19 protein-coding genes and 1 tRNA gene are annotated in these 26486 nt (G+C 65.6%); 12 read left to right on the forward strand and 8 right to left on the reverse strand.

Annotated elements, in window-relative coordinates:
* Positions 1-218: 218 nt before the first annotated feature.
* Complete coding sequence (locus OPU69_RS12085) at positions 219-1064, forward strand: outer membrane protein (RefSeq protein WP_066281185.1); 846 nt, start codon at positions 219-221, stop codon at positions 1062-1064.
* 54 nt (positions 1065-1118) lie between these two features.
* Here OPU69_RS12085 and OPU69_RS12090 read toward each other — a convergent pair whose 3' ends face one another.
* Positions 1119-1541, reverse strand: a complete 423-nt coding sequence (locus OPU69_RS12090) for a DUF350 domain-containing protein (protein WP_060977748.1) — start codon at positions 1539-1541, stop codon at positions 1119-1121.
* 79 nt (positions 1542-1620) lie between these two features.
* Here OPU69_RS12090 and OPU69_RS12095 point away from each other — a divergent pair, with 79 nt between their 5' ends.
* Both OPU69_RS12095 and OPU69_RS12100 read left to right on the forward strand, forming a co-directional pair.
* Positions 1621-2487: an ATP-grasp domain-containing protein gene (locus OPU69_RS12095; protein ID WP_498511323.1), complete on the forward strand. Its 867-nt coding sequence runs from the start codon at positions 1621-1623 to the stop codon at positions 2485-2487.
* A gap of 25 nt (positions 2488-2512) precedes the next feature.
* Positions 2513-3379: a tetratricopeptide repeat protein gene (locus OPU69_RS12100; protein ID WP_498511325.1), complete on the forward strand. Its 867-nt coding sequence runs from the start codon at positions 2513-2515 to the stop codon at positions 3377-3379.
* 218 nt (positions 3380-3597) lie between these two features.
* Here the strand turns inward: OPU69_RS12100 and OPU69_RS12105 are convergent, their stop codons facing one another.
* On the reverse strand, positions 3598-4347 hold the full coding sequence (locus OPU69_RS12105; RefSeq protein ID WP_498511327.1) for an SIMPL domain-containing protein: 750 nt from the start codon (positions 4345-4347) through the stop codon (positions 3598-3600).
* Positions 4348-4477: 130 nt separating this feature from the next.
* Between OPU69_RS12105 and OPU69_RS12110 the strand changes: the two genes are divergently transcribed.
* Both OPU69_RS12110 and OPU69_RS12115 read left to right on the forward strand, forming a co-directional pair.
* Complete coding sequence (locus OPU69_RS12110; protein WP_498511329.1) at positions 4478-4897, forward strand: VOC family protein; 420 nt, start codon at positions 4478-4480, stop codon at positions 4895-4897.
* Positions 4898-4967: 70 nt separating this feature from the next.
* The gene (locus OPU69_RS12115; protein ID WP_498511331.1) at positions 4968-5417 is read left to right on the forward strand and encodes a hypothetical protein; all 450 of its coding nucleotides are present in this window, start codon (positions 4968-4970) and stop codon (positions 5415-5417) included.
* 20 nt (positions 5418-5437) lie between these two features.
* On the opposite strand, the gene OPU69_RS12120 is transcribed toward OPU69_RS12115, so the two are convergent.
* Genes OPU69_RS12120 through OPU69_RS12130 form a run of 3 tightly spaced genes read right to left on the reverse strand, consistent with a single transcriptional unit; the run spans position 5438 to position 8922 of the window.
* Entirely contained in the window at positions 5438-6445 is a 1008-nt protein-coding gene (locus OPU69_RS12120; RefSeq protein ID WP_498511333.1) for a histone deacetylase family protein, read from the reverse strand.
* Complete coding sequence (locus OPU69_RS12125) at positions 6442-8373, reverse strand: S9 family peptidase (protein WP_498511335.1); 1932 nt, start codon at positions 8371-8373, stop codon at positions 6442-6444. Before OPU69_RS12125 ends, OPU69_RS12120 begins: the two co-directional genes overlap by 4 nt.
* A gap of 54 nt (positions 8374-8427) precedes the next feature.
* Positions 8428-8922 (reverse strand): flavodoxin family protein, encoded by a 495-nt coding sequence (locus OPU69_RS12130; protein WP_060977755.1) that lies wholly within the window; start codon positions 8920-8922, stop codon positions 8428-8430.
* Between the two features lie 91 nt (positions 8923-9013).
* Between OPU69_RS12130 and recJ the strand changes: the two genes are divergently transcribed.
* From recJ to OPU69_RS12150, 4 genes are all read left to right on the forward strand, one after another.
* Positions 9014-10798: a single-stranded-DNA-specific exonuclease RecJ gene (gene recJ, locus OPU69_RS12135; RefSeq protein WP_498511337.1), complete on the forward strand. Its 1785-nt coding sequence runs from the start codon at positions 9014-9016 to the stop codon at positions 10796-10798.
* 75 nt (positions 10799-10873) lie between these two features.
* Positions 10874-10948, forward strand: a tRNA-Glu gene (locus OPU69_RS12140).
* 394 nt (positions 10949-11342) lie between these two features.
* Positions 11343-14534, forward strand: coding sequence for a WD40/YVTN/BNR-like repeat-containing protein (locus tag OPU69_RS12145; protein ID WP_498511339.1), 3192 nt, complete (start codon positions 11343-11345; stop codon positions 14532-14534).
* Between the two features lie 38 nt (positions 14535-14572).
* Positions 14573-16477 (forward strand): TonB-dependent receptor plug domain-containing protein, encoded by a 1905-nt coding sequence (locus OPU69_RS12150; RefSeq protein ID WP_498511341.1) that lies wholly within the window; start codon positions 14573-14575, stop codon positions 16475-16477.
* 48 nt (positions 16478-16525) lie between these two features.
* Here OPU69_RS12150 and OPU69_RS12155 read toward each other — a convergent pair whose 3' ends face one another.
* Genes OPU69_RS12155 through OPU69_RS12165 form a run of 3 tightly spaced genes read right to left on the reverse strand, consistent with a single transcriptional unit; the run spans position 16526 to position 23231 of the window.
* On the reverse strand, positions 16526-18409 hold the full coding sequence (locus OPU69_RS12155) for a ShlB/FhaC/HecB family hemolysin secretion/activation protein (protein WP_498511343.1): 1884 nt from the start codon (positions 18407-18409) through the stop codon (positions 16526-16528).
* Positions 18400-20799, reverse strand: coding sequence for a two-partner secretion domain-containing protein (locus tag OPU69_RS12160; protein WP_498511345.1), 2400 nt, complete (start codon positions 20797-20799; stop codon positions 18400-18402). The genes OPU69_RS12155 and OPU69_RS12160 overlap by 10 nt, the downstream gene beginning before the upstream one ends.
* On the reverse strand, positions 20796-23231 hold the full coding sequence (locus tag OPU69_RS12165; RefSeq protein WP_498511347.1) for a CHAT domain-containing protein: 2436 nt from the start codon (positions 23229-23231) through the stop codon (positions 20796-20798). Before OPU69_RS12165 ends, OPU69_RS12160 begins: the two co-directional genes overlap by 4 nt.
* A 565-nt stretch (positions 23232-23796) precedes the next feature.
* Between OPU69_RS12165 and OPU69_RS12170 the strand changes: the two genes are divergently transcribed.
* The 3 genes from OPU69_RS12170 to OPU69_RS12180 form a co-directional block, all read left to right on the forward strand.
* Positions 23797-25197 carry a methyl-accepting chemotaxis protein gene (locus OPU69_RS12170; RefSeq protein ID WP_060977762.1) on the forward strand — a complete coding sequence of 467 codons (1401 nt, stop codon included), beginning with the start codon at positions 23797-23799 and terminating at the stop codon, positions 25195-25197.
* Between the two features lie 19 nt (positions 25198-25216).
* Positions 25217-25495, forward strand: a complete 279-nt coding sequence (locus tag OPU69_RS12175) for an STAS domain-containing protein (RefSeq protein ID WP_060977763.1) — start codon at positions 25217-25219, stop codon at positions 25493-25495.
* A partial coding sequence (locus tag OPU69_RS12180) for an Hpt domain-containing protein (protein ID WP_498511350.1) occupies positions 25492-26486 on the forward strand: 995 nt, incomplete at its 3' end. The genes OPU69_RS12175 and OPU69_RS12180, both read left to right, overlap by 4 nt.

Raw genomic sequence — 26486 nt, forward strand, 5'->3', positions numbered from 1 at the left:
CGCAAGTGTTGCTGGTCGCTCTGGAAATGCAATGCAACGCCAATTTCTGAATATCGCACTTCAACGCAATTAATGCAGCGTTCATGCAAACCATTCGACATGTTGAATGTGTGATAAAATCGCAACGCCCTGTCATCAATGTTGAGGATGTTGGAACCGAGCCGTGGGTCTGTAGGTTTGGCAACCGTCTGAATACCAAAAAGCAAGGACGCGAAACCATGAAGACCCCCATCAAATTTTCCGCCGCTTCGGCCATTGCTGTCGCCATGCTGGCGACGCCCGCATTCGCCCAGACGGTGAAGGAAGATACCGATTTCGACGGCGTCTATGTCGGCGGCCATTTCGGCTATTCGGCTCAGTCGAGCCCGCGCGGTGAAGGCGTTGTCTTCGACACCAATGTCGATGGCGATTTCAACGACAGCGTGCTGAATACCGCAGGCCTCAATGCCTTCAGCCCCGGCTTCTGCCGCGGTTCGGCCAGGGGCAACAATGCTGATGCCGGCTGCCGTCAGGACCAGAACGGCATCGAATACGGTGTCCGCATCGGCGCCGACAAGCGCTATGGCAATTTCGTCATCGGCGCGCTGGTCGAGGGCAGCAAGTCGGAAGCCAAGGATTTCGTCACGGCGTTCAGCACGACCCCGGCCAACTATACGTTCACGCGTGAACTCGATTACGCCATCTCGGCCCGAGCCCGCGCTGGCTATACTCCGGGCGGCGGCATCCTGTTCTACGGCACCGGCGGCGTCAGCTATGGTCGCATCGAGAACGGCTTCCGCACCTCGAACGCTGCCAACTCGTTCACGCCGCGCAACACCAAGGATTGGTCGTGGGGCTGGCAGGCTGGTGGCGGTGTCGAAGCCAAGATCGCTCCCAACATGAGCATCGGCCTCGAATATCTCTACAACACCTATACCAATGACGATTTCGCCGTGAATGTCGGTCCGGGCACCGCGCCTGCGACCAACCCGTTCCTGCTGCGTGCCGGCCAGACCGACATGCGCCGCAGCGATCCGAATTTCGAGTTCCACTCGATCCGCGTGACCACCGCGTTCCGCTTCTGATCGATAGCCGATCGTTGAAAATGGCGGGGCTGCGCAAGCGGCCCCGCCATTTTTCTATCCGGCGACGGCAGCCGCATTGAGCGCGGCCAATGCGACCTTGGTCATGGCCAGGAAGATCGCAGCAGCGAGTTGATCCTCCTCGATCCGCTTCGACAGGTTGCCGATCATCAGGTCGACCGCGCGGAACGCGATCAATTGCAGGATGAGCGTCACGCTGCCCCAGATCAGCACGTCCCAGACATTGACCGAAGCGGCGAGACAGAAGGCGAGCGGCAGCGCAAGGCCGAGCGCGGCTCCCCCGAGCGACACCGCTGCCGATACGTTCCCTGCACGGATCAGCGCGAATTCCTTGTGCGGGGTGATCCACATATAGAGCGCCAGAGCCAACGCCCACGCGACCGTCGCGGTGCCCAGGTGCAGCATGAAGATCGGCAGCCCGGCAAACAGGCTCTGGATTACGGGCGCGGGATCGGTCATGGCCGCAACTGTTGACCCGAAAGGGCGGAGCGATCAAGCCTGATCCGAACCCCGTCCCCATCCCAGCCAGGCCAGTTCCATGCGCATCTGCATCCTCATCCCCGACCCCGCCGACCTCACCCGCTATGACGACTGGCAGGACCAGGCGGTCGTGATCGAGCCGCTGCTCGCCATGCATGGCCTGACGGTCGAATGGCGCGCCTGGACCGACAGCGCACCGATCAAGGCCGATCTCGTGCTGCCGCTGATGGCCTGGGGCTATCACCGCGCGCTGCCGCAATGGCACGAACAGCTCGATCGCTGGCAGGGCGTGCGCTTCCTCAACCCGCTCGAGGTTCTGCGCTGGAATACCGACAAACGCTATCTGCTCGAACTCGCACAGCGCGGCGTGGCGATCGTGCCGACGCGGTTTCACGAACGGCTGGACGCGGCGGCGGTGGACGAAGCGCGCGCCACCTTCGGCACCACCGATCTGGTGGTGAAGCCCCCGGTTTCGGCAGGATCCGACCAAACCTGGCTGCTGCGCGATGGCGCCCCCTGCCCGCCTGAAGCGCTGGGGCGGGCAATGCTGGTGCAGCCGATGATGCCGATGATTGCCAGCGAGGGCGAATATTCGCTGTTCTGGCTGGCGGGCGAATTCGCGCACGCGATCCTCAAACGCCCGAAAAGCGGGGATTTCCGCGTACAGGGCCAGTTCGGGGGCCAGTCGCAGGCGATCGAGCCGCCAGCGGCCGCGCGCGATCTCGCTCTGGCGACGCTCAAGGCGATCGATGCCGACTTGCTCTATGCGCGGATCGACATGGTCGGCGATGGCCGGGGAGGCTATGCGCTGATGGAAATCGAGCTGATCGAACCCTGGCTGTCGCTCGACCGCACGGCCGATGGCGGCAAGGCCTTCGCGGCCGCGATTGCAGCGGCGGCACGCCAGCCAGCCAGCGCCGGTTAAGGTCGATCGCGTCACAGGAGCCGCCATGACGATATTCCCTGCTGTCTTGCTGCTCGCGGCCACCCAGGTCAGCCTCGCCGACGCCAATGCCTTGCCGCCCCTGCCCGCACCGGCACCCGCCGAGGCCGACGCACCGAAACCCGGCCCCCGCGCGTCCGGCTTCACGGCGCCCCTGACCGACGAGGCACGCTTCGATGCCTGCATGGACACGGCGACCGACGATCCCAAGACGGGCATCGTCGCGGCCAATGAGTGGCTCATCGCGGGCGGCGGCTATTTCGCGCGGCATTGCCTGGGCTTTGCCTATTCCAAGGAAGGACGCTGGGCCGCCGCCGCCGATGCGTTTGTCGACGCCGCGCGCGATGCCGAGCTTGCCCGCGACAAGCGCGCCGCGAACCTGTGGACCCAGGCGGGCAATGCCATGCTCGCAACCGGAGATGCCGACAAGGCGCTGACCTATTTCGACGCAGCACTGGCACAGGGCGTTGCCCAGGGGCTGTTGCTGGGCGAACTGCATCTCGACCGTGCGCGCGCGCTGGTGGTCGCAGGGCAGACCGATGCCGCAGAGATTGCGCTGGCCGAGGCGCACAAGCTTGCGCCCGAGGACCCGCTCGCCTGGCTGCTCTCCGCGACGCTGGCGCGCAGGCTGGGCAAGCTGGAGCGCGCCCAGGCCGATATCGACATCGCCGCGCGCCTTGCCCCGCGCGATCCCGAAGTCGCGCTGGAGGCGGGCAATATCGCGGCGAGCGCCGGAAAGTACGACGTGGCTCGGCGCAACTGGACTCAGGCGATCGAGATTCGCCCCGAGGGGCCGATAGCGCGCACCGCGCGCGGCCATCTGAGCGAGCTGGACTGGGCAGAGGCGGAGACGGCAGCGCCCGCAAAGCCCTGACCCTCTCTAGCAGAGCAACCCATAAAGCCCTCCCCTCGATGGAGGAGGGCTGGGTGGGGGTGATCTTTCCGGATAAAGAATGGTTTACGCCCTGTTCGGACAGCACCCCAAGGCACCCTCACCCTCACCGCTGCGACTAGGTGGCAAGCCACCGAGTCTCGCTGCCTCTCCCATCAAGGGAGAGGCGTGATGCAAGCGGATAAGACGAGCAACGCCCATCAATCCAGGTAGAAATCCACCGTCGTGACCACGCGGACCTTCTTGTACGGCGTGTCGCTGACACCCCAGCTGCCGCCGCTGTCGCCATCGCGCGATTCAACCGAGAAATAGCCCTGGGTTGCGCTCTTGATGCCGCCGACATCGGTGCCGCTGTCCTTTGCAAACTGTTCGGCGGACGCGCGCGCGTCCTTGGTCGCCTCGGCCACCATCTTGGGCTTGATGTCATTGAGCTTGGTGAAGCTGTACGCCATTCCCGATCCTTCCTCGAGCACGACGCCGCGTCGGATCAGGTCGAACTGGCGCTTCACCGCCGATTGCGCCTTCTTGATATCGTTGGTGCGCAGCGACATGCGCTGGCGGATGGTATAGGTGGTGGAGCCATAATTGTTGCTGAACTGCGACACGTTGGCACCTGTCGGCTGCAGCGCGTCGCCGTCAAAGCCGAGCTCGGTGAAGAATCCGCGCAGCGCCTTGGTATCGGCATCGATATCCGCCTGCGCGCTCGCCAGGTCATCGGCCTGGGCCGAATAGGCGATGGTCCAGGTGGCGAGATCCGCGGTCACGTCTTTCTCGGCAAGCCCGCGCACCGTCACCGATCGGTCCGCCTGCTTGGCGCGCAGCAGCCCGTCGCCGAGCAGATAGCCGCCCGCCACCATGCCGATCGCCAATATCCCGGCCCCTGCGAGAAACACATTGTCGCGCACCCAGCCGCGCTTGCTCGATCCGTCCGATCCCCCAACCTCAACCATGTCCGAAAGTCCTTCCAATGCCTTGCGCGCCGCCTATATCTGCGGGGCACATCCCCCCGACGACACGCCTGATCGATTAGTAGATCTGCGATGAACCGTGTCTTAACTGCGATGAACTGAGGCCAGTATAATGACCAAATATCTCCACACGATGATCCGCGTCACCGATCCCGATGCCACGATCAAATTTTTCGAACTGATCGGCCTCAAGGAGGTCCGCCGCTTCTCCAGCGAGCAGGGCCGGTTCACGCTGATCTTCCTGGCAGCCCCCGGCCAGGAGGGCGTCGCCGAGGTCGAACTCACGCACAACTGGGACCCGGAGGAATATAGCGGCGGGCGCAATTTCGGCCATCTCGCCTATCGCGTGGAGAATGTCTACGAGACCTGCCAGCGGCTGATGGATGCGGGCGTGACGATCAACCGCCCGCCGCGCGACGGCCATATGGCCTTCGTGCGCAGCCCCGACGGCATCTCGGTCGAGCTGCTGCAGGAAGGCCATCTGGAGCCTGCCGAGCCCTGGGTCTCGATGCCCAATACCGGCAGCTGGTAAGCCGCTGGCGACGCGCGGCGGGCTGGGGTATATTAAGGCTCTTCGGGGGCCCAGAACAAGGATGACGACCATGCGCAACATGCCCATCATGCTCAGCCTCGCCGCGCTCGCCTGTGCCACCCCGCTGGTCGCGTCGGACAGCCGCGATGCGGAAATCCGCGCGCGCACCGCCGATGCCATCGCCAATCTCGACGAACGCGGCCAGAAGCTCGCGAAAATCTATCTCAGGGACCGGGTGGCGGGCGATCCGGTCGACTGCATCCCGCGCACCCGCCTGCGCCGCTCCACCGCCGCGAGCGACGACGTGCTGCTCTATGACGACGGCTCGGTGGTGTACGTCAACACGCCGTATCTCGGCTGCCCCCGCGCCCGCGACAACACGATGATCTCGCAGACCCCGGTCGGCCGCCTGTGCTCGGGCGACATCGTGCTGGTCCAGGACCTGCGCATCGGCGTACCGCTGGGCAGCTGCGCGCTGAGCGAGTTCGTGCCCTATCGCAAGGTGAAAAAGGGGGAATAGGGGGCACCGAGCCGACGCCCCTAGCCGAACCCCGCCAGAAACGCCGCGACGTTCGCGCCGAGGGCATCGACCGCATAGCCGCCTTCCATCACGATCACCGTCGGCAGATCGAGCGCCGCGATCGAGCGCGCGATCGGCGTGTAGTCCGCGGTCTGCAGCGCGAATTGCGAGATCGGGTCCCCGGCAAAAGTATCCGCGCCGAACGAGACGCAAAGCATGTCCGCACCGAAATCGCGGATCGCGGCAAGTCCCGTTTCCAGCGCCGCCGTATAGCTGGCCAGGTCCGTACCGCGCGGCAGCGGCAGGTTGAGCGTCGCCCCCTCGCCTTCCCCCTCGCCGCGTTCGTCGGCATGACCCCAGAAGAACGGATAGTCGGTCGCAGGATCGGCATGGACCGAGATGAACATCACGTCGCCGCGATCGTAGAAAATGTCCTGCGTGCCGTTGCCGTGATGGTAATCGACATCGAGGATCGCAATGCGCGTCCGGCCCGCCGCGATCGCCGCCTCCGCCGCCACTGCGACATTGTTGATGAAGCAATAGCCGCCGAGATAGTCCGCGCCGCAATGATGGCCCGGCGGACGGCATAGGGCGAAGGCCGCGCGCTCCCCAGACAGCACGGCCTCGGTCGCCGCCAGCGCCGATTGCGCCGCCCAATAGGCGCTGTTCCAGGTGCCCGCAGCGATCGGGCTGGAGGCATCGAAACTAAACTGGCCGAGATCGGCGTCGATCCGGTTTAGGTTCAGCGGACGCCGCCCCACCACCGGCCAGGCATAGCCATGCGCATCGCCGTTGCGCCCCGCCTCGACCCAGCGCGGGTGCGCGGTCTGCAGGAACGCGAGATAATTGTCGCGATGCACCCGGCGGATCGGTTCCATGCCGTAATCGCGCGGTGCTTCGACATCGCTCAGCGCTGCGAGCACATTCTCCATCCGTCCGCGATGTTCGGCATAAGGCACATAGGCACCGTTATGCAGCTCCATCGCGGGCGCATGGTCATGCTGGCGCGCATCGAAGAAGGTCCTCATTGCGCGAACAGCTTCTTGAGGAACACCGTCTCGACCTCGCGGCGAAGGTCGTTATTCGCCTTCTTGAGGAAGCCATGGCCCTCATCGGCATAGAGCACGTACCAGGTCTCGACCCCGTTGTTGCGCAGCGCGGCGACCACCTGATCGGACTCCGACTGCGGCACGCGCGGGTCATTCGCACCCTGCATCACCAGCATCGGCTTGGTGATCTTGGCCACATTCTTGAGCGGCGCGATCCGTTCGAACACCGCGCGCATCTTGGGGTCGCGCTCGTCGCCATATTCGGCGCGGCGGTTGTCGCGACGATAGGCTTCGGTATTGGCCATGAAGCTGATGAAATCGCTGATGCCATAGCGCTCGACCCCGCCGACCAGTCTGTCCGAATAGAAGGTCATCGAAGCGAGCGACATGTAACCGCCATAGGACTGGCCATAGACCGCGATACGCTTGGCATCCATGCCCGGCTGCTTGCCCGCCCAGTCAATCAGCGCGCCGATATCCTTGACGCTGTCCTCGCGCAGCGGACCGTTGTCGAGGTTCAGGTATTTGGTGCCATAGCCGTCCGACCCGCGCACATTGGGCAGGATGACGACCGCACCGAGCACATCGGCAAAATATTGCGCGCCTGGGTTCCAGCTGGGCCGCGTCTGCGCCTCGGGCCCGCCATGAATGTCGATGATCACCGGAAGCTTCGCATCGGGCGCGGCATTCTTGGGCCGATAGACAAAGGCGGGGACGGTGAGCCCGTCAAAGCTGGTAAAGCGCACCAGCTGCGGCTCGACCAGCCTGGCGGGATCGAGCTCGCCCGGCTCGGACTGGGTCCAGCGGGTGATCGCCTGGTTGCCCAGTTCCACCGTCCAGACATCGCCCGCGGTGGTGGCATTGGTCAGCCCCACCGCAAGCTTGCCGCCATCGGGCGAGAATGACAGGGCCGTCACTACTCCGCGCGGCAGCGCAGGCGACATGCCCGCACCGCCTACGAGCGGCATCAGAACCACGCGCGAATAGCCGTCCTCGTTAAGCGTATAGGCCAGCGTCTTGCCGTCGGGCGACAGGTCATAGGCCTCGACATCCCACCCGGGCTCACGCGACAATGCAGTCATCTTGCCGGTGGCAGTATCGATCCGCACCAGCCGCCGCGTGTCTGTGCCCGCATTGGTGATCGCGACGATCGCCTTGCCGCCATCGATGAAGCGCGGATCCTCGAACCGGGCCTTCGCCTTGACCGACCAGTCGAGCGGGGTGACCTTGCCGCTGGCCAGATCGAGCAGCATCAGATGGTTCTCGCGGTTGGAAATGCCCTTGGCGAGCAGCACGGTCGCCTTGTCCGCGCTGATGTCCTGCGGGCCGACCGCGCCGATGCCCTGCCAGACCAGCCGGCGGCTCTTGGGATCGGCAGGATCGGCGGCCATGATCGCATAGTCGGCCGACCCCTTGGTAGCGCGCGACCAGACCAGCAGGCTGCCGTCCTTGGCAAAAACCGGTGACTGGTTGCGCGTCACCGGCTCGGTGAGCGGCTGGGCGATGCCATCAAGATCGCGGACGAAAAGCTGGAACCACTCGTCACCGCCGGTATCGCGAGTCAGCACAAAGCGGTTCTTGCCGGGCACGGTCTTCGCGCCGCCAACGGGTTCGCCAAAATAGGTCAGCTGCCGCCGCGCCGCGCCGGGAGCGGGCACATGGTGCACCTGAAAGGTCGACCCGAAGCGCGTGGTGATAAGCATCGATCCGTCTGGCAGCCAGTCCTGAAACCGCGCTTCGCGGTAGTTCTGGTAGCGCTGCACCGCATCGCGGATGTCCTGCGGAATCTCGGGCACATTCTCGAGCCGCGCGTTGCCGACCTGGCGGGTTTCAACCTTAGCCTGCTGCGCTGCGGCAGGGACAGCGATGAGTGCGGCAACAGCCAGCAACGACGAACGGAACAGCATGCGATACTCCCCAGGAATGGACCCAAATCTCGTTTCAGATGCAAACACTTAAGCTCAGAAAATGCCCATGGCCAGCCCCGCCCCGAACATCGCGCCCAATTCGCTGCAAGGCGCGAGCGCAGTGTCATCGAGATGCTTGTGCGCGGCAATCGCCTCGGGCGTTTGCGCATGGGTGCAGACGATCAGGCTTTCGGCGATGCGCTTCAGTCGCCAGCCGGTCGCGATCCGCTCGATCTGCCGCACCGCCCCTGCTCCGTCCGATCCCGCCGCTACCATCGCTGCATAGGGACGCCCCTCGATCCGCCCCAGCAACGGGTAATAGCAGCGGTCGAAAAACTCCTTCATCGCCCCGGTCATGCTGGCGAGATTCTCCGGACAGACGAAGATATAGCCCGACGCGGCGAGCATGTCCTCGGGCCCGGCCCGCTCCGCTGCGATCAGCCGCACCGCGCATTCGTCGCGTGCTGTTGCCGCCGCCGCCTCCGCCATCGCCTGCGACGCGCCGGTGCGGCTGTGCCAGAGGATCAGCAGGGTCGGCCGCTCGGTCATCTCGCCTTGATAGTGCCCAGCCACCGGCAATCCAGCCCTTTCAATGCAGCACACCCTCGCCAAGCGGAATCGCGCCCGCTAGAGACAGGCCATGGCCACGCTCCACACCGATCCCGTTCTCGGCATCACCCGATCGCTCACCGGTCAGCCCTGGCACTGGCGCGGTGCCGAGGGCGACCGCCGCGAGGCCGATCTGCAGCCCGACGACCTCGTGTCGCTGCTGCTGCTCAGCCGCGGCGTGCCGCGCGACGATCTGGAACGGCACCGCGCGCCCACGATCCGCGGCTTCATGCCCAATCCGTCGATCTTCCGCGACATGGACAATGCCGCCGACCGCCTCGCGCAAGCGGTGATCGCGCGCGAGAAGGTCACCATCTATGGCGATTATGACGTCGACGGCGCGACCAGCGCGGCGCTGCTGATCCGGCTGCTGCGCGATCTGGGCCTGGACGCAGGGGCCTATATCCCCGACCGGCTGATGGAAGGCTATGGCCCTTCGGGCGCGGCGCTGACGAAGCTGGCGCAGGACGGGTCGACATTGATCGTCACCGTCGATTGCGGTGCGATGGCCTACGAGGCGCTGCAGATGGCGCACGAGGCTGGCGTTGATGTCGTCGTCGTCGATCACCACAAATGCGCCGCCGAGCTGCCGCGCGCCTTTGCGCTGGTCAATCCCAACCGGCTCGACGAAGAGGACGAGGCGGCATCGCACGGCCATCTCGCCGCCGTCGGCGTCGCCTTCCTGCTCGCCGCTGCGGTGGTGCGCACCCTCCGCGCGCAAGGCTATTTCGCCAGCCGTCCTGAGCCCGCGCTGATGGAACTGCTCGATCTGGTGGCCTTGGGCACCGTCGCCGATGTCGCGCAACTCAAGGGCCTCAACCGCGCCTTCGTCGCCCAGGGCCTGAAAATCATGGGCCGCAGGCGCAATATCGGCATGGCCGCATTGATCGAGGCCAGCCGCCTCACCCGCGCGCCGGTCTGCTCGGATCTCGGCTTCGCATTGGGTCCGCGCATCAATGCCGGCGGACGCGTCGGATCGGCGGATCTGGGCGTCCGGCTGCTGACCACCGAAGACGAGAGCGAAGCGCGCGCGATCGCTGCCGAGCTATCGCGGCTCAACGATGAGCGCCGCGCGATCGAGGCAATGGTGCAGGAGGAAGCCGAAGGCCTGCTCGCCGCGCAGCACAACCGTGCGGTCGCGGTGCTCGCGGGCCACGCCTGGCATCCCGGCGTGATCGGCATCGTCGCAGGACGAATCAAGGAAAAGACGAACCGCCCCTCGCTGGTCATTGCGCTCGACGAGGCGGGGATCGGCAAGGGATCGGGTCGCTCGATCCCCGGCGTTGACCTCGGCGCCGCCATCATCGCGGCCAAGGATGCCGGGCTGCTCGTCGCGGGCGGCGGCCATGCCATGGCAGCGGGGCTGACGATCAACGCCGATCTGCTCGACCGATTCGCCGAGTTTCTGGAGGACCGGCTCGCCGCTCCTGTCGCCGCCGCTTCGGGCGCGGCGCGGCTGCTGGTCGATGCGCTGGTCGCCCCGCGCGGCCTCACCCCCGATCTGGTCGAGCGCATGGAGGCGGCGGGGCCCTATGGCATGGGCTGGCCCGCCCCGCGGCTCGCCACCGGCCCGGTGCGAATCGTCCGCTGTGATGTCGTCGGTACCACCCATGTCCGTGCAATTGCAGCGGGCGATGATGGCGCATCGTTCAAGGCGATGGCGTTCCGCAGCGTCGATACCTCGCTCGGCCAGGCGCTGCTCGGCGCCCCGCGCGACCGGCGTTTCTGGCTCACGGGCCGCGTGAAGATCGACAATTGGAACGGCAATCACGCCACCGAAATGCATGTCGACGACCTGGCTCCGGTCGAATTCTGAAAAAGCGAAAAAAACCGGAAACGGGCGCTTGACGGCACCCCATCAACTGCTTAGAGGGGCGCTTCCCGCACAGATGGCCCCTTCGTCTAGCGGTTAGGACGCGGCCCTTTCACGGCTGAAACACGGGTTCGATTCCCGTAGGGGTCACCACGGATGCTTTTTCATGGCATCCCAAATGGTGCCGAATGTGGCGCTCTTCTGCGGGTTGTCCCGACATGGTCATGTCAGCTGGACTGGCAAGATATCGCTTGCGGCAATCTTGGTTTCGGGTTCGTGCCGAGCGATCGCGTGTCGGCCTTGGAACCCGTTCCGCCTGGCCCACCTGACCCGTTACTGTCACGCTCACGTCATTTCATAACGTTGCACCAAGCGATTGCGCGACATGCTCGGTCGGTGCCGCACGGTCGTTTGCGATCAGCCCCCCCAAGCCTGTGAGTTTGCTTGATTTTCCCTGTGCGCCACCCGATGGTGGTTCCAACGGAAACAATCTGGAATCGGCTGCCGCCGGGTCGCGTATCCTATCAGACAGGAAGAGGGGGCGTAAATGAAGCTCAGACACAAATGGATCGGGCTGGCGATGTGCTGGCTGCCGGCCAGCGCCGTGCTGGCGCAGGACGCGAACGAGCTCGAAAAGGCCAAGGAGGCTGCCGATGCCCCGCTGCCCGAGGATGAGCAGGCCTATTTCACCTCGCTCACCTGGCGCAATATCGGCCCCGATCGTGGCGGGCGTTCGATCTCTGCCACTGGCAGCGCGGCGCGCCCGCACGAATATTATTTCACCGCCGTGGGCGGCGGCCTGTGGAAGACCACCGATAGCGGTCAGAGCTGGAAGCCGGTCACCGATGGCCAGCTCGATACCGCCGCGGTCGGCGGGGTCGCGGTGTGCGAGGCCAATCCCGATATCCTCTACCTGACCACCGGCGAGACGCAGCTGCGCGGCAACATCCTGCCCGGCAATGGCGTGTGGAAATCGGTCGATGCGGGCAAGACCTGGGCGAAGACCGGTCTTGCCGATGTCCAGAATTTCGCGCGCGTGCGGATCGATCCGGCCAATTGCGACACTGCCTTTGTCGCGGGCTTCGGCCATTATGGCGAGGCCAATGCCGAACGCGGCGTGTTCAAGACCACCGATGGCGGCAAGAGCTGGCGCAAGGTGCTGTTCCGCGACGCCAGGACCGGTGCGGTCGACATCTCGATCGATCCGAAGAACCCGCGCAACATCTATGCGGCGCTGTGGGAGGCCTGGCGCAAGCCCTGGGGCATGAGCTCGGGCGGCCCGGGCAGCGGGCTGTTCCACAGCACCGATGGCGGCGAGACCTGGAAGGAGCTGACCCGCGCACCCGGCCTGCCCCAGACGGGCCTGATCGGCAAGATCGGGGTGAGCGTTTCACCGGTCGACGCAAATCGCGTCTACGCCATTGTCGAGCATGCCGAGGAAGGCGGGCTGTTCGTCTCCGACGATGCCGGGGCAAGCTGGCGGCGCAGCAACGACAGCCGCGATCTGCGCCAGCGCGCCTTCTATTATTCGCGCCTGCTCGCCGATCCGGTCGAGAAGGACCGGGTCTATATCCTCAATGTCGATTTCTTCCGTTCGGACGACGCGGGCGCGACGCTCAAGAAGATCAAGGTGCCGCATGGCGACAACCATGATCTTTGGATCGATCCCGCCAACAACCAGCGGATGATCCAGGCCAATGACGGCGGCGCGAATGTCAGCGTCAATGGCGGCGAAAGCTGGACGCGGCAGAATTACCCGACCGCGCAGATGTACCGCGTCTCGGTGAGCAACCATTTCCCCTATTTCGTCTGCGGCGGGCAGCAGGACAATTCGACGATCTGCGTGCCCTCGCGCGACTGGAAGCATGTCAACGTGCTCGGCGGCGGGCAGTTCGGCTTTGCTGCGGGCGGCGGCGAGAGCGGCTATGTCACCAACGATCCGCTCAACCCCGAAATATTCTACGCGGGCAGCTATGGCGGCACGCTCGACCGCTACGATCGCGCAACCGGCCAGGCGCGCGCGATCAATGTGCTGCCCGACAATCCGATGGGCTATTCGGCGGGCGAGATTGCCGAGCGCTTCCAGTGGACCTTCCCGATCGTGTTCGATCCGCACGATCCCAGGAGCCTGTACGTTACCTCGCAGCATGTCTGGCGCAGCCGCAACGAGGGCCAGAGCTGGGAGAAGATCAGCCCCGACCTGACGCTTGCCGATCCCAAGACGCTCGGCCCCTCGGGCGGGCCGATCACGCGCGACCAGACTGGCGTCGAGACCTATGCCACGGTGTTCGCCCTCGCCCCGTCGCGGCGCGAGCGCGGGCTGATCTGGGCCGGGTCGGACGACGGCCTGGTGCACGTGACGCGCGATGGCGGCGCCAAATGGGCGAATGTCACGCCCAAGGGCCTGCCGCGCCACACCAAGATCACCACGGTCGAGGATTCGCCGCATTCGGACGGCACCGCCTATATGACCGGCCATCGTTTCCTGCTCAATGACTTCAAGCCCTATGTGCTGAAGACCACCGACTACGGCAGGACCTGGACTTCGATCGTGTCCGGCCTGCCCGCCGACGAGATGGCGCGCAGCATCCGCGAGGACACGGTTCGCCCCGGCCTTCTCTATCTGGGCACCGAGCGCGGCGTGTGGGTCTCGTTCAACGGCGGCAAGGACTGGCGCAAGCTGCAGCGCAACCTGCCTGCGGTGCAGGTGTCCGACCTCGCCGTCACCGCCAACGATCTGGTGATCGCGACGCATGGCCGCTCGTTCTGGGTGCTCGACAATATCGGTGTGCTGCGTCAGCTCGAAAGCGGCGCGCCGCGCACCGAGCGGCTGTTCGCCCCTGCCCCTGCCGTGCGCGAGGTCGATGAGGGCGTGGCGATCGACTATTTCCTGCCTACCCGCCCCAAGACGCTGGCGCTCGACATTCTTGGCCCCGACGGCCAGCTGATCCAGAGCTTCGCGGGCAATCCGGTCGAGCCCAAGAAGGACGAAAAGAAGGACGACGAGGACAACGACCCGTTCAAGCCCAAGCCCAAGCCAACCACGACGATGAAGCCCGGCCTCAACCGCTTCGTGTGGAAGATGCGCTATCCCGGCTTTACCGACTTTCCTGGCATGATCCTGTGGACCAGCCGCAATGGCGGCATCACGGCGGCACCGGGGCGCTATCAGGCGCGGCTGACCGTCGACGGCAAGAGCTTCACCCAGCCGTTCGAGATCCGCACCGACCCGCGCCTGACAAATGTCACCCAGGCGGACCTGGTCGCGCGGTTCGACTTTGCCAACCGCGTCAGCAGCCGCGTGAGCCAGGCCAACGAGGCGGTCCTGCTGATCCGCGGGATCAAGGAGCAGACCGCGGCAGCGGCGGCCAATGCCTCGGCCAATGCCGCGCTGCGCACCTCCCTGGGCGCATTCGATGCAAAGCTGAGCGCGATCGAGGGCGAGCTCTATCAGGTGCGTAACCGCTCGCGTCAGGACCCGCTCAACTATCCGATCAAGCTCAACGACAAGCTCGCCGGTCTGATCGGCGTTGCGGAGAGCGCCGAGGCGCGCCCGACAGATCAGAGCGAAGCAGTGTTCGCGACGCTTTCGGCCGAGCTCGACCGGCAGCTGGCGGCGCTCGAAGCGGCGATCGGCAGCGAGATGCCCAAGCTCAACGCGCAATTGAGCGCAGCGGGAATCGCCGAAGTCGAGCGCAGGCCGCTGGCCGTACCGGTGGCCGATCCGGCAGCCGAATGAGAGCACGCTGTCTGGCGGCGGCGCTGGCGGCTCCCGCCATGTTGACGACCGGAACGGCGGCGGCCGAAACCAGGCTGCCGCCGATCACCGTCACTGCCCCTGCGCAAGCGGGCCGCGTGCTGCCGCCGCAGACGGTGGTCACGCAGGACGAGCTTGTCGATCGCCAGCCACGCAGCCTCGCCGATGTGCTGCGCGGCGTTGCCGGGGTCACCGTGCGCGCCAATTCGCGCGGCGAGACCGTGGCGCGCATTCGCGGGGCAGAAGAACGCCAGACACAGGTGTTTCTCGACGGCGCCCCGCTTGCGGTGCCATGGGACGGGCGGGTCGATCTGGGACTGCTGCCCGCTGGGCTGATCGGCGATGTACGGATCACCAAGGGTGCCGCGCCGATCGAATTTGGCACCAATACCGTGGCCGGCGTGGTCGATTTCCAGACCCGGCAGAGCGCGCAGGGCAGCTTCGCGCATGCCGAGGCCGGCAGCCTGGGATCGGGCAGCGCATCGGTGGTGCTGGCCGAACGGATTGGTGCCATCGAAGCGACCCTGGCCGCTGGCGGCATCACCCGCGACGCCGACCCGCTGGCTGGCCCCCTGCCCTTCAGCCAGGCCTCGCGCAGCCGCCGCACGAACAGCGATCTCGACGCCGCCAGCTTTTTCGCAGGCTTGGGGACGGAACAGGGCGATCTACGCCTGCGTGCCTCACTGCTGCATCTGACCGCCAAACGGGGCATCGCGCCCGAATCGGATCGCCCAGCCGAGGCGGGGACGCGCTTCTGGCGCTATCCCGATATCGCGCTGACCCAGGCGACGCTGAACCTGGGCCTGACGCTGAGCGACCATGCCGAGTTGCGCGCGACCGGCTGGCACCAGGATTTCAGCCAGCGCATCGCGCAATATCGCAGCCTCAGCTATGCCGCGCTGCGCCGCACGCAGGACGACGACGACAGCACCACCGGCGGGCGCATCACTCTGGCGCACCGGCTGGGGCCGCTCGACCTGCGCTGGGCGGCCTCGGCACAGTCGAGCACGCACCGGCAGGTCGAGACCGATTTCCCCTCAGCCATTGCCGGACCCCGGCTCACATACCGGCAGAACCTCTACAGCGCCGGTGTGGAGGCAGACGCACAACTCGCCCAGGGCATCCGCGCGACGCTGGGCGCGGCCTATGATGCGGTCGACAATCCGCTGACCGGCGACAAGCCGCGCCAGCCCTCGCTCGGCGCGGGTGCCTTCTCGACAGCCTTGCAGTTCGATCTTGGCAGCGGCGCGGCGTTGACGTTCAGCGGCGGCAGGCGGACGCGCTTCCCCACCGCACGCGAGCTGTTCGGCGAGGCGCTCGGCCGCTTCGCGATCAATCCCGATCTCAGGCCCGAACAGGCCTGGCTCGCCGATGCCGAACTGCGCCTGACGCGCACCGGTTTTGCGCTGACGCTCAACCCGTTCCTGATCCGATCGGAAAGCACCCTGTCGCAGCGGGTGCTCGCGGATGGCCGACGCCAGCGGTTCAACCTGTCCGGTGCGACCAGCTTCGGCATCGACGCACGGCTGGCGCATGATCTGACCGAGACGCTGCGGCTCGAGCTGTCGGGCACCGCGCTCAGCGCACGCGCCGATGCGGGCAGCGCGCCCATCCGCCGGTTGCCGCAACGGCCCTCGTACGAGGCGCTGGCCGTGCTCGATTGGAACGTTTCCGGCAGGTTCGACCTTCGCGCCGAACTGCGCGCGATCGGCAAGGCGATCGATCTCGATGCAGCAGGCCAGTGGGTCGATCTGCCTGCGGCTGCGGAAATCGCGTTGCGCGCAGCCATTCCGATTGCACGCATGGGCGCACACGACCTGATGCTCACGCTAGCGGTCGACAACCTCACCGATGCGCAGATTTTCCCGCAGGCAGGCCTTCCCTCGCCCGGCAGGCTGTGGCGCATCGGGCTGCGTTTCGATTAGCGGCCATGCAGGCAATGCAACGCCCGCGACGCGCCCCCACTCGCTCTATCACTGCAGCCTCGACGGGTTGAACAGGATCGAAAAATAGATCCCGTCATCCAGCAGGTTGCGATTGCCCGCTACACGCGTCTTCTGGAAGTCATGCGCCCAGGTGATGCGGGCGCTCAAGGCGGGATGCGGCGTCCAGGCCAGCGAGACACCCGCCCCTGAGATGAAATCGCGCGGAGGATTGGGGGGCTCGCGGTTCTCGAACCAGGCGGCATCGACAAAGGCGCCGATGACGAACCGGCCCGGCCCGGAAGCGCTGCCATCTGCTCCGCCCCCAAGGTTCAAGGGCTGTGAAAGCTCGATCGAACCGATGACCGCATTGTCGACGAGGTATAGCGTCTCGCGATAGCCACGAACCGAATTGAGGCCGCCGATAGGCAGGCGCTCTCCGGCATAGGTGACGCTGCTGCTGTACTGGGCCGTCATCCGCCCGCGCAATTCGGTTCCCGCCGCGTTGAGGCTGCGGGCGTAATTCGCCTGGCCGAGCACGCCGATGAAATTGCGGTCAGGGGCCGGAACGCCGGCAATGTCGCTTCGGGTGCCATCGATGCCGACCGAAAGGGTGACGCTGAGCGCCAGCACCTGGCGAATCGAGCGCGACACGAAATCGAGTGCAAGGCGCGCAGCATAATAGCGCGACACGCCATCGACCGATCCTGGCGCGAAGCTGAAGCGCTCGCCCAGCAGAAAGGTTTTCGTGTCGCGAAAATCGAACTGCGCGCGCGCCGCCAGCGAGGTCGAGGGCGCAAACGTGCCGTCGCCCTTGGGCATGAGTGGGGTCTTGATCAACTGATGCGCCAGACCCGTGTAGAGCTGGATGCCTTCCGTGCGAATGTCCAGCGGCGCGAGGACCGAATCGACCACGGCCGCATCGTTGAAGCCCAATCCGGCGAAGAACTGCCAGCTCGGCGAGAAAATGGGCTCCTCGAACGTCGCCGCCAGATCGATCACGCCGCGCGTCCGCCCGAATTCGATCGCCAGCCGGTCACCGGGGGTCAGCAGATTTCTGATGCTGCCGCCGATCGCCAGGCGCTGCGCACCGATGGACGGCGTACGGCTGTTGGCAAGACTGGCATAGGCGTCGAGCCGCTCGGCAGGCACGACCGCGACCGCCAGCGCGGCCTCGCCCGGACGGCCATGCGGGCGCAGATCGGCATTGACCGTGGTAACCGCAGGATCCTCTGCCAGCAGCCGGAACTGGCGCTCAAAATCAGCGGCATTGAACGGATAGGCCGTGGCGGATGGCAGCCGGTCGAGGACGAACCGGCGGTCCAGCCCGCCCCCGGGCTCGGCTATGCTCAGCGCATCAGGCGCCACATGGCCAAGCACCAGCCTGAGCCGCAAGGGACCGCTTTCCCGGATCGGCGGCTGGCTGGGGACTAGCAGACCCGAATTGACATAGCCGTTCACGGCGAACTGCGCATTGATCAGCTGGATCAGCGCGACGATCCGGGCATAGGGAACAGGCTGGCCGACCAGATCGTTGGCGGCAAACTGGCGCTGCACCCAGGCGGGGTCGATGAGTTCGTCCGGCTCCAGTGAGACGACAAGCCCGCTTGCCGCATCGCGGGCCGGTGCCCATGCCTCAACCGGCTTCATGGCGCGGTCACCCTCGACGATGAGTTGGGTCAGCGTGACCGCCCCCTGGTCCGGGACGCCGGGGACATCGCCGGGCACGCGCGGAACCGATGGCGCCATCGGCGTTTCGGACCGTCCGGGTGCCGGGCGCGGCACCGGATCGGCATAAACGGGGGGCGGCAGCCGTGCTGCGCCCGCATCCGGTCTCAGCACTCCATCGGGGACCACCTGCGCCGCCGCCGGTGCCCAAAAGCCCGACATGAGCGCGATCAGGCCTGCGGTAGCAAGAGCCGGACTCAGCCGCACGGCTGCCCAGGAGCGGCGCGGTCCAGCAGTGCGAAAGGCCTGGATGGACGTTCATCGGGTGCGGCATCGGGCTCTGCGAGGCCATAGGGTCCGATCGCGGCGATGCTCAACTGGCTCGCCCCGCCGGCACGCGCCGCCCGGCACCGTCCTGCCAGCACCGCACTTGCATCGAGCAGGTCGATATCCCTCGGCTCCTCGCCCGAGGCGACATAATCGAGCTGGCCCTGGAAGACGAAATTGCCGTTAACCCGGATCTGATCGAGCCGGTCGGCGGCATCGATATAGAATTGCGAGCGGATCACCACATTTGCCCCCGCCTGCTCGCCCAGCGCGAAGATGTTGCCGCCCTGGCTGATGATCGCAAGCGGATTGCCGATGGTGATGACGCCGCCGGTGCCTGGCCCCGACGATGTCGTCACGATGCTGGGCCCGAAAGCCCCGTCGCTGAGCCGCAACAGGCCCCGGGAGGGAAGGTCCAGGCGGATGGCCCCGGCGGGACCGAAAGCCGAATTGGTGGTGATCTGCGACCCATTGGCGAGCGTGATATTGCGCGCACCCACGGTGATCGTCCCGGCGCTCGTCGCCGTGGTCGCGAGCCCATCATTGCTCGAGGCGATCCGCGAACCATTGGCCAGCACGATATCTCCGGGCGTGGCGACGGTAATGCTGCCGGCGCCGCCCCGGGCACCTGGTGCCACCGCGGTGGCAATCGCCGAATTATCGAGCCGGAGTTCGCTCGCCGAAATCGAGATCGATCCGGCATTCCCAGCGCCCGACGTGCTGCTGGTGACCGTCACGCCCCGCTCCATGGCAAGGCCTTGCGTTGCGCGGATGGTGATCGACCCCGCCTGCCCCAGGCTGGTGGTATCCGAACTGATCAGGGCACCATTGGCCAGGCTGATGGTATCGGCGGTGATCTGAAGCGTGCCAGCATCGCCGGTGCCGGCTGCGGTCAGCTCGATGCGGCCGCCATCCATTTGGAAATGGCGGGCGGCGATCCCGATGTCGCCCGGACTGCCCGATCCCAGCGAATTGGCGGTGATGCTGGCATTTCCGCTCAGACGGATGTCGGGGGCCTCAAAGCGAATCAAGCCCGAAAACGGGCTGCGCCCGATGCTGTTGTTGCTTGCGATGGCGGCATTATCCGCGAGCCGGATCGACTCGCTTGCCCTGAATTGCACCGACCCGGCGATGCCGCGCGAAAGACCGTTGGTCTCGATCGCGCTGTTGCCATCGACGAGAATGTTTCGACCGTCGACAAAGATGTTTCCGGCATCGCCAAGCCCGGTGGAGCGCGCAGCAATCTGGGAGTCCCGGATACTGACATCGCTGCCCTCCATCGCGATGAACCCCTGCAGCCCGGTTCCGCCCTGGTTGCTGGAAATCGTGGTTCGATCGAGGGAAAGCGCATTTCGCGCAATAAAGATGATCGCTCCTGCTCCCCTGTCGCCAGACGCGCTCGTGTTGATCAGGCTGTCCGTGAGCGTGATCGAATCGTTGGCGAACATCACCAGCGTTGGCTCGAACAGTGCATCGACGCTTATCGTCGTCCGGGACATCACTATCGATCCGGCATCGATTTCCACATCCTCGCGGGCGGACGTGATCGCGGCATTGCTGATCGTGAGGCGGCCCGTGGCGATAATCGGGTCGCTGCTGTTCGGGTTGATGGGCAGCACGACGGGGCTGTTGCCCGCTGCAATCAGCCGGAAGCCGGATCCCCGCGAAAACCGCTCCCCGACCACAAGCGCACGATCGGAAATGGAAAGGTCGCGCCCGGCCAGGGTGATGGCCCCTGGCGCTGCGATCGGCCGACTGGCCTGGCTGCCGAAAACCGCCAGCGCGCCCTCGGTTCCCTGAAACCCGAAACTCTCAGGGACGGTCATCGAGAATGTCGATCCGCCGGGCGTGACCGCCGAGAAGCGACCACCCCTGAAGAAATCGAGATGCGAAGCGGCGGCAAAATGCGCACCTGCAGCGACATTGAGCTGCGCATTCTCGCCGAACACGATGCCAGCCGGGTTGATGAACCAGAAATCCGCATTGGGAAGCGCGACGCTGTCGATCGTTCCGTCGATCGTCGATGCCTCGCCTCCGGTGACCCGCGTGATGACGTTCTGGATCAACGCGGGATTCGCGAAGGAAAATGTCCAGGCTGCGGTGTCGCCTGCATTCAGGCGGAAGGTAGCAAGCGAGTGGAACAGGTTTCTGCCCGCCAGTCTGCCGCCGTCAATCGTCGTGCGGGTGCCGTCGCGGTTCACGATAGTCCCCAGGTTTCGGTCTGGGGCCGTATCGGCGACAATGACCGTCTGCGCCGGGGCGGCGACCGACAGCCATGCAGGCAGCGTGGCCATCAGCGCGCTACCCAGCAGGGTGCGGCGCCGCGTCATCGCCAGGCCCCCAGCAGCGTGAACGCCGCCCAGATATTGGGATCGGAAAACGCACCATCGGCGAGCAGCGCGAGCTGCGCCTGGCGCAACGCCTCGGCCTTGCTTTGACCCGCATCATAGCGCGCGTAGAACTGCCGCATCAGCTCTGCCGTGCCTGCATCGTTGACCTGCCAGAGCGAGGCGATCGCGCTGGCTGCACCTGCTTGGATCGCGGCTCCGGCAAGCCCCATATTGGCCTCGTCGTCGCCGACGGCGGTCTCGCAGGCGCTGAGCACGATGAGGTCGAGCGCTCCGCCGCGCACCGAGTTGCCGGCAATCATCCGGCGCAGTTCTGAAAGCGGGATGGCTTCGCCATTGGCGACGATGAAGCTGCGGTTGGAGCCGCCGTTGAACGAGGCGTGGGTGGCCAGGTGCAGCACATCGATCGCACCGCCCCGCAGCGCCTCGGCCAGATCGGCGCGGCGGAAATCCTCGATGAACCGGCTGCCCGAGCGCTTGCCGACGGCAGCGGCGATTCGCGCCTCCTCGGTCGTGCCTTCGAGCGCCGGAAAGGTGCCGCCGAAAATCTCGACGCTTTGCTGCAACGAGGCCGCAACGACGCGCAGCTGATCGTCGCGCCTGCCGGAACCGGGCTGCGAATAGCCGAGCGCAGGGCTGCCACCCAGCCGGGTGCGCTCGACGAGAAAACGGCCTGATGCATCGGGCAGCGCCGCAAAGGGCAGCGCGCGCAACGGGCCATCGGGAATGATCACCAGGGTGGTCTCGGGCGACAGCAGGGCTGCCACAGGCTCGATGAGCAGTGCATCCAGCTCGCGCGCGGGCGGGCGCCATGCGTCGTCATAGCCTTCGCTCAGCCCCAGATTGACCTTCTCGACCAGCGCCGCGACGCGCTGGCGATCGGCAGCCTGGTCAGGCGGCAACCGCCTGTAGATGGCCGGTCCGCCCGATGCCGGACGCTCAGCCAGGATGATCTCGAGCCGGTCAGCGAGCAGAACCGGATAGAGCAGCACCTCGCCCGCCGCGAGGTCCGATGGCGTGAAGGGGATGCGCGGCGGGACGCATTCGCTGCCGAATAGGCTCTGAATTTCCGCCTCGCGGAAGGTCTCGATCATCGTCTGGGCGGCGAGGATCACCTCTCCCTCGCGGCTGTCGCCCGGCGGGATCGACGATAGCGTCACATCGACCGCCTTTTCGAACACCTTGTGCATTCGCAGGGCAAAGGTGGATTCTTCGGTCAGCGGATCGACCGCGGGCAAGAGCGGCCTGATTGCCTCGAGCGCGCGATAGCCGGCAAGCGCATGAGCAGTGCGGTGCTCCGGGTCGATCTCCGCCAGCAGCACGTACCATTCGGGCAAGCGCACAGGTACGGGACGCTGCGCCTCGAGAAATATCGCCTGATTGATGCGTTCGCGCGCGGTGCCGGCATCTCCTTGCGCCAATGCCAGCCTCGCCTCGAGCGCAGCCGCATAGGCGGCGCAGGCCGCGTCGTTACCTGCCGCAGAGCGCATGGCAGCGATCCGGGTGCCGAGCGTCGCCGTGTCGGCCGCCCCGCTCTCGAGCGCCACCTCTGCAAGCCGCCCGGTGATCTCGCTGCGCATGGCCGCGCCCGGAATGGATGCGGCGGCGGCAAAGCCCTGCTCAAGAGCGCTCGCGATGGTCGATCTGAGATAGTCCTGACGGTCATCGGCTTTGGCCAATAGCGCGAGGGATATCCTCGCCAGCCGCAACTGAGCCAGCGCCGCTGTCTGATAATCCTGCGTGGTCAGGCTGCGCACCGATGCGCAGCGCAAGGCGACGGACGCGACATATTGCGGAGATGTCGTGCCCAGCTGGACGCCGGACAGGGCGCCGCAGACGCCGTCTCCGATCGCATCGGCCTGCACCACGGTCTGGACCGCACCGCGCGTACCCGATCGCGAACGTCTCGCCCCGCGGGTTGCCGGTATGGTCGCGGCATTGAGCGACACCAGCCCAAGCCTGTAGGCTGCGCGCGACGCAACCTGCTCTTCTCCGGCGGCCTCCGCCATGCGGAACGCGGTCAGCAGAAAGGATTGCGCCGCAGACTGGGTCCCGCCACTGCCGGTGCGCATCAGTTCGCCGGCTGCAGCGCAATAGGCGGCAAGCTCGCTCAATTCTGCGGCACCCGATGCTGCCTCCTCGAGGTTCAGCAGTTCCATCGCGCCGTTGGCGCTTTCGGTCGATCCGCTGCGGCGCGCCAGCCGTTGTTCGATCATCTCGGTCGATCTGCGCAAGGCCGCGCCATCGATCGGTGCGGCCACGCGGCCACGGTCGAACGATTGGCACAGTTGCGCCGGACTGGCGGCAAGGGCGGGGGGTGCATCCATGATGAATCCGGCAGCACCCAGCTTGCCGATGGCAGTCAGGACGCTGATGACGAAGCCGCGCCGAGAAGGAACCATAGCTGCCATCATCAAGCCCTTGTCCGGGGGTGAGGCTCCGCTGTCTATTGGCGGACGCAGAAGGTTATGACTAGCCAATGGCAAGTTACAAGTCGATTTCCCAAGGCGTGCGCCAGGGCTCGACCGGTCGTCACCCTCTGACCGGTGCATGGCGACTCGCACACCGCTCGCGGGTCAGCACGCACCATCAGATTGGAACAGAAATTTTACATCCCGAAACAAGCTGCGGCACTGCGCGACCCGACGGCTCGCCAGCCTGTCGGACGGACTTTTGGCCGATCCATCGGTGCACTCTGTCAGACCGGCTGGACAGGGGCAGCGTCGAAATGACTTCATTTTGATTTCAAACAGTTTTCTCCGGTTAATGCACGCGCGGCCATGGCCAATCCTGCTGCCAACATTAACCAATCGATCGATAGCCCATCGAAGTTGAACGGGTCTGGTTATCGATCAGAACGCGCTTCAAGGTAGAAAATCTCGGTAATTCTTCAGGCGATTTCCATTAACCATTGCTTATGCAGTGCCGGATTAAGCGGTGTCATCCAGACTGGACAGCGGGACGCCAGAGGAGACCAACATGCTTAAAGACTTTTACGCCCATTATCCAATTCGCAAGAAATTCGACATAATCCTCGGCGTGCTGCTGGCCATTGCGATTATTCCCGCCGCGCACAGCGCTGTCGAACTCGTCGGCGGCAACGGCGACGCCCTGTGGGAAATGATCGGCGAGCTGGCGGTGCTGATGGCGGTGGGGGCGTTCGTGCTATATGCAAAAAAGGCGGTCTGTGACCCCTATGTGAGTACGGTCGTCCGTATGGAGGGGCTTGCGGCTGGCGATCTGAACAGTGCCATCGCCTTTACCGATCACCGCGACTGCGTCGGCCGGATGAACAAGGCGATGCTGGTGTTCAAGGACAATGCCGCCGAACGTGTCCGCGCGGATGCCGTGCTGCGTACCGTGGTGTCCGAGATAACGTCGGGCCTGCAGCACATGAAGAACGGCAATCTCAGCTATTCGATCGACTCGGCCTTCGACCCTGAATTCGACAGCCTGCGCCGGGATTTCAACGACACCATGGGACAGCTCTGTCAGCTGCTGACCCAGACATCGAGCGCCGCGTCGAACGTGCTCAACGGCGCCTCGGAAATCCGCTCAGCCTCGGACGATCTGGCCAGCCGCACCGAACAGCAGGCCGCCAGCCTGGAAGAAAGCGCCGCAGCGATGCGCGAAGTCACCGGCATGGTGCAGCAGACCGCGCAGAACGCATCCGAAGTCGGCAAGCAGGTCAGCGAGGCGCATCACGCCGCAACCGATGGCGGGGCCGTTGTCCGCCGTGCGGTCACCGCGATGGATGCGATCCAGAAATCCTCGAGCGAGATCACCAACATCATCGATGTCATCGACGGCATCGCGTTCCAGACCAACCTGCTGGCGCTGAACGCCGGGGTCGAGGCGGCCCGCGCGGGCGATGCTGGCAAGGGCTTTGCGGTCGTCGCCAACGAGGTGCGCGCGCTCGCCCAGCGCTCCGCCGATGCCGCCAAGGACATCAAGGAACTGATCACCGCTTCGACCGCAGGCGTGGCCGATGGCGTTGCGCTGGTCGATGAAACCGGCACCGTTCTCTTGCAGATCAGCGACCGCGTCGCGGCGATCAACACGCGAATCTCCGAGATCTCGTCTTCGGCCCAGGCGCAGGCGCTGCGCCTGCAGCAGGTAAATCTCGCGGTGAACGAGATGGACAAGATGACCCAGCAAAATGCCGCGATGGTCGAGGAATCGAACGCCGCAGCCCGCAGCCTGGCAGAGGAAGCCACTGATTTGGCTCAGGTTGTCCAGCGCTTCCAGACAGGAAACGCCGCGCCGATCAAGCAGCCCGCGGCCGCGAAGGCGCCCCGCCGTGCCCCTGCCGCGCGCACGCCGATGGTTTCAGGAAACCTAGCATTAACCATTTCCGAAGAAGACTGGTCGGAATTCTGAGGAACAGGAGAACAGAGTGATGCATCAACTGACTCTGCCCAGCCGGTGCGATCGCGCGAGCGCGATCTCGCTGCATGCCGAATTGCGCGACAAGCTTAAGGCAGGACCGGTGGCGATCGACGGGTCGGATGTCACTGCGCTGGGCCAGGCCATGCTGCAGCTGCTGCTGAGCGCACGCCAGACCGCCAACCGCACCGGGCAGGCGCTGACCATCACTCCTTCTGAAAAAATGCGCGCGACGCTGACCAATGCCGGAGCCGATCCGGACATGCTGTGCGGAAATGGAATGCCGTCATGACCAACGAGGAAATCCGTACCATCTTCTTCGCCGAGTGCGAGGAAGCGCTGGCCTCCGCCGAACGGGCGCTGACCATCTGCAAGAGCCAGCCCGACAATATGGACGCGGTCAACGACGTGTTCCGCTCGGTCCACTCGATCAAGGGTGGAGCGGGCGCGTTCGGCTATACCGCGCTGCAGGTCTATACCCACGGGTTCGAAACGCTGCTCTCGGACGTGCGCGACGGCATCCTGCCGATGACCGAGGATCTGCTGTCGCTGCTGCTGCGCGCGCTCGACCTGCTTGGCGACCATGTCGCGCGGGCGCTCGAGGGCAGCGAAGCACCCGATGACAGCGCGATGATCGCCCAGCTGGCGGCAGCGCAGCAGGGTGGCGGTGCTGCGGCTGCGGCTCCCGCAGAAGCTGCTGCTGCTCCCGCTCCGGTCGATGCCGCACCCGAGCCGGTAGTCGAAGCGGCGCCCGAAGCGCCCACCGCCACCGAATCGTCTTCCGACGTCGACGATCTGCTCTCGTTCGATCTCGACGCGATGCTCAACGACATCGCCACCGAAGTCGCGCCTTCCAAGCCCGCCTGGCGCGTCAGCATGAAGCCGCAGGCCAGCGCCATGCTGAACGGCGGCGAACCGCTGCTGCTGCTGCGCGAACTGCGCTCGCTGGGCGAAGGCACGGTGCGGCTCGACACCAGCGCGCTGCCCGATCTCGACGGTTTCGATCCCGCCGGCGCCTATCTGGCCTGGGACGTGACGCTGCCCGGCGATGTCGAGCGCGATGCGATCGAGGACGTGTTCGGCTTTTCCGGCGATGACCTGGACGTCGCGATCGATTCGGGCGGTGTGACCCCCGACGTTGCGCCCCAGGCCCCTGCGGCAGCCGCCGAACCCGCACAGGCTCCGGCCCCCACTCCCGCGCCTGCCGCGACGGTGCCCGTCGCCGAACCGACGGCCGAACCCGCACCCGCCGCTGCACCCCAGCCCCCGGTCGCTGCACCCGA

Source organism: Blastomonas sp. 34TW, from assembly GCF_059803595.1.

Bases quoted from the DNA above. Each gene is read 5' to 3' on its own strand.
- OPU69_RS12085 (WP_066281185.1), top strand. From the start codon at position 219: ATGAAGACCCCCATCAAATTTTCCGCCGCTTCGGCCATTGCTGTCGCC.
- OPU69_RS12090 (WP_060977748.1), bottom strand. From the start codon at position 1,541: ATGACCGATCCCGCGCCCGTAATCCAGAGCCTGTTTGCCGGGCTGCCG.
- OPU69_RS12095 (WP_498511323.1), top strand. From the start codon at position 1,621: ATGCGCATCTGCATCCTCATCCCCGACCCCGCCGACCTCACCCGCTAT.
- OPU69_RS12100 (WP_498511325.1), top strand. From the start codon at position 2,513: ATGACGATATTCCCTGCTGTCTTGCTGCTCGCGGCCACCCAGGTCAGC.
- OPU69_RS12105 (WP_498511327.1), bottom strand. From the start codon at position 4,347: ATGGTTGAGGTTGGGGGATCGGACGGATCGAGCAAGCGCGGCTGGGTG.
- OPU69_RS12110 (WP_498511329.1), top strand. From the start codon at position 4,478: ATGACCAAATATCTCCACACGATGATCCGCGTCACCGATCCCGATGCC.
- OPU69_RS12115 (WP_498511331.1), top strand. From the start codon at position 4,968: ATGCGCAACATGCCCATCATGCTCAGCCTCGCCGCGCTCGCCTGTGCC.
- OPU69_RS12120 (WP_498511333.1), bottom strand. From the start codon at position 6,445: ATGAGGACCTTCTTCGATGCGCGCCAGCATGACCATGCGCCCGCGATG.
- OPU69_RS12125 (WP_498511335.1), bottom strand. From the start codon at position 8,373: ATGCTGTTCCGTTCGTCGTTGCTGGCTGTTGCCGCACTCATCGCTGTC.
- OPU69_RS12130 (WP_060977755.1), bottom strand. From the start codon at position 8,922: ATGACCGAGCGGCCGACCCTGCTGATCCTCTGGCACAGCCGCACCGGC.
- recJ (WP_498511337.1), top strand. From the start codon at position 9,014: ATGGCCACGCTCCACACCGATCCCGTTCTCGGCATCACCCGATCGCTC.
- OPU69_RS12145 (WP_498511339.1), top strand. From the start codon at position 11,343: ATGAAGCTCAGACACAAATGGATCGGGCTGGCGATGTGCTGGCTGCCG.
- OPU69_RS12150 (WP_498511341.1), top strand. From the start codon at position 14,573: ATGTTGACGACCGGAACGGCGGCGGCCGAAACCAGGCTGCCGCCGATC.
- OPU69_RS12160 (WP_498511345.1), bottom strand. From the start codon at position 20,799: ATGACGCGGCGCCGCACCCTGCTGGGTAGCGCGCTGATGGCCACGCTG.
- OPU69_RS12165 (WP_498511347.1), bottom strand. From the start codon at position 23,231: ATGATGGCAGCTATGGTTCCTTCTCGGCGCGGCTTCGTCATCAGCGTC.
- OPU69_RS12170 (WP_060977762.1), top strand. From the start codon at position 23,797: ATGCTTAAAGACTTTTACGCCCATTATCCAATTCGCAAGAAATTCGAC.
- OPU69_RS12175 (WP_060977763.1), top strand. From the start codon at position 25,217: ATGCATCAACTGACTCTGCCCAGCCGGTGCGATCGCGCGAGCGCGATC.